At 60.1% G+C, this 2,949-nt stretch carries 3 protein-coding genes; all 3 read left to right on the top strand.

The window, feature by feature from the left end:
• Window positions 1-318 precede the first annotated feature (318 nt).
• Window positions 319-900, top strand: a complete 582-nt coding sequence (locus BFP96_RS24665; protein ID WP_065884672.1) for an alpha/beta hydrolase — start codon at window positions 319-321, stop codon at window positions 898-900.
• Between the two features lie 47 nt (window positions 901-947).
• On the top strand, window positions 948-1,874 hold the full coding sequence (locus tag BFP96_RS24660) for a sigma 54-interacting transcriptional regulator (protein ID WP_065937187.1): 927 nt from the start codon (window positions 948-950) through the stop codon (window positions 1,872-1,874).
• Between the two features lie 106 nt (window positions 1,875-1,980).
• Window positions 1,981-2,763, top strand: a complete 783-nt coding sequence (locus tag BFP96_RS24655; RefSeq protein ID WP_065893817.1) for a MetQ/NlpA family ABC transporter substrate-binding protein — start codon at window positions 1,981-1,983, stop codon at window positions 2,761-2,763.
• The last annotated feature ends 186 nt before the right edge of the window (window positions 2,764-2,949 follow it).

Here is a 2,949-nt window from a genome sequence, read left to right as displayed (position 1 = left end):
CTGGCCCAGTGCGGCTAACCCGGCGTCCTGCCGGGTTGCCCACGGATTCAAGCCTGCGTTCGGCCAGCGTGGTTTGACGGGGCGCCTGAGATCACAAGCAGATCAAGATCAAGAGCGACTCGCTTCGCATCGTGGTTACGGTTGGGCGTTGCTGAGTTGTGTAGATACTTATGGCTATCGGGGGCAAGCCCCCTCACACATTGACTGCATGCGGGATTGGGATTTTGGTTATTAATAAATAGCTTCTTATTTCTTAACGAATATAAACCGCATCCCTATACTGCTCAGTAACGTTAAACGCTGCAGGAGGGCACACCCATGCACAGCGAGTCGATTCGTTACCTGATCGTGCCGGGCTGGCAAGGATCGCCAGAAGAACATTGGCAAAGTCACTGGCAGAACAGCCTGCCCAACAGTGCGCGCGTGGAGCAGGACGATTGGCTGACCCCGCGCCGCGAAGACTGGGTGGCCGCGCTGGCCGAGGCCATCGCCGCCGACAGCACGCCGGTGATCCTGATCGCCCATAGCCTGGGTTGCATCACCGTGGCGCACTGGGCGGCCACCGCGCCTGTGCAGTTCCTGCGCCAGGTACGCGGTGCCTTGCTGGTGGCGCCGGCGGATGTCGAACGTCCGGCTTGTGCCCCCGCCCTGCGCAACTTTGCGCCGATTCCTACCGACCTGTTGCCGTTTCCCAGCCAGGTGGTCAGCTCCGACAACGACAGTGCCGTCAGTGCGCCACGGGCGTTGGAGCTGGCGCGTCATTGGGGGGCTGAAGCCGGCATATTGTCGGGCGCCGGGCATATCAATGTGAAGTCCGGCCATCAGCGCTGGGAGCAGGGATTCGCCTACCTCTATCGCCTGCAAAGTCGCCTCGAGCATCACGCGCGACGCCGTGCATAAAATATTTCAACGCCCCGTCCCTTGAGTGGATGGGGCGGGAGCCCGCCATGAGTCTGCATGAAACCTACGGCCAGCCGTTGCTGACCTTCCCCGACGCCGAAAAAAGCCCGCTGAGCATCCGCGCCAAAGCGTTGGTGTTCGTCGATCCACGTTCGCGGCAGCTGCGCGAAGACCTGGAAAATCTGGCACCGCGTGCATTGCCCGTGTTGATTCATGGCGAGACGGGGAGCGGCAAGGAGTTGCTGGCGCGGCATATCCACCGGGGCAGCGACCGCACGGGCCTGTTTGTGTCGGTCAACTGCGGTGCGATCAGCCCGACGTACGCCGACGCGGAATTGTTCGGCTATGCCGCGGGCAGCCACAGCGGCGCGGCGAGCAGCCGGGCCGGGTGGTTCGGTTCGGCCAATGGCGGCACCTTGTACCTGGATGAAATCGGCGATTTGCCGTTGCCGATCCAGGTCAAGTTGCTCGCCGCCCTCGAAAACCACGAAGTCACCCGCGTCGGTGCCCAGCAGCCAAGCCCGGTGGACGTGCGCCTGGTGGCAGCCACCAGCATCGACCTGGCCCAGGCGGTGGCGGCGGGCAAGTTTCATGAGCGCCTGTTCCATTATTTGAGCGAAGGTCAATTGGACCTGCCGGCGCTGCGCGAGCGGGTCGGCGACATCCTGTCCCTGGCCGAATACTTCCTGGGCATCTACAGCCAGCGCCTGGACCTGCCTGTGCCGCTGATCAGCGACGCCGCCCAGCGCGTGCTGGAGCATCACAGCTGGCCGGGCAACACCCGTGAGCTGGAAAACGTCATTCACTTTGCGCTGTTGGTGAGCAGCGGCGATGAAATTCTGCCCGAGCATCTGAACTTGCCCAGCGCCGGCTCGCCGTTGGAGCAGGTGCAGCGGATTTTCGCGAGTGCCAGCCCTGCGGAACAGGAGACGCTGCGAAAATTCCTGTATGAGCAAAATGGAATATCAACGTGAATAAAAGATATTGTTCGGGAATAAAAAATCTAGGTATTGTCCACTCCACGCCGCGATAGCACTTCGCTGGCACCTCACATGAAAACGGTCGTTAGAAGGACATTGCATGAAAAAGGTTCTGTTGTTTACCGCACTGGCGGCTGCCCTGACGGCCAGCTTCGCCCAGGCCAACGAGAAACTGGTGGTGGCCGCCACCCCGATCCCGCACGCCGAAATCCTCGAGCTGATCAAGCCAACCCTGGCCAAGGAAGGCGTGGACCTGCAGATCAAAGTCTTCACCGACTACGTACAGCCCAACGTGCAAGTGGCCGAGAAACGCCTGGACGCCAACTACTTCCAGACTCTGCCGTACCTGGAAAACTTCAACAAAGGTAAAGGCACCAACCTGGTGACCGTGGTCGGCGTACACGTCGAGCCCATCGGTGGATACTCGAAAAAAATCAAGAATATTTCCGAGCTCAAAGATGGCGCCACCGTGGCCATCCCGAACGAAGGCTCCAACAGTGGCCGCGCCCTGTTGCTGCTGCAGAAGAGCGGTCTGATCACCCTGAAAGACCCGACCAACGCGTTGTCCACGCCGAAGGACATCAAGGACAACCCGAAAAACCTCAAATTCAAGGAGCTGGAATCGGCTCTGCTGCCGCGCGTACTCGACCAGGTTGACCTGGACGTGATCAACACCAACTACGCGCTGGAAGCCGGCCTGAATCCGGCCAAGGATGCGCTGATCATCGAAGACGCCAAGTCGCCTTACGTGAACTTCCTGGTCGCTCGCCCGGACAACAAGGACAGCGACGCTATCCAGAAACTGTCCAAGGCGCTGACCAGCCCGGAAGTCAAAGCCTTCATCGAGAAGAAGTACAGCGGCGCGGTCGTGCCGGCGTTCTGATGTAAGCCAAAACCCCCTTCAAGGTTTCAACGCCGGCGGCTATTACAGCGTCGGCGTTTTTTTGTGCCGGAGATTTGTAACACAACCAGAAATGTGGGAGGGGGCTTGCCCCCGATGGCGGCCTCTGGGCCGACCAGGATGTTGGATTGGAATGAGTACATATCCGTTTCTGCGGTAACGGCCACT

The sequence above is a fragment of the Pseudomonas sp. 34 E 7 genome (assembly GCF_900005715.1).
GTDB classification, from domain to species: Bacteria; Pseudomonadota; Gammaproteobacteria; order Pseudomonadales; family Pseudomonadaceae; genus Aquipseudomonas; species Aquipseudomonas orientalis_A.
This window is presented reverse-complemented; position numbering and strand designations above follow the sequence as displayed.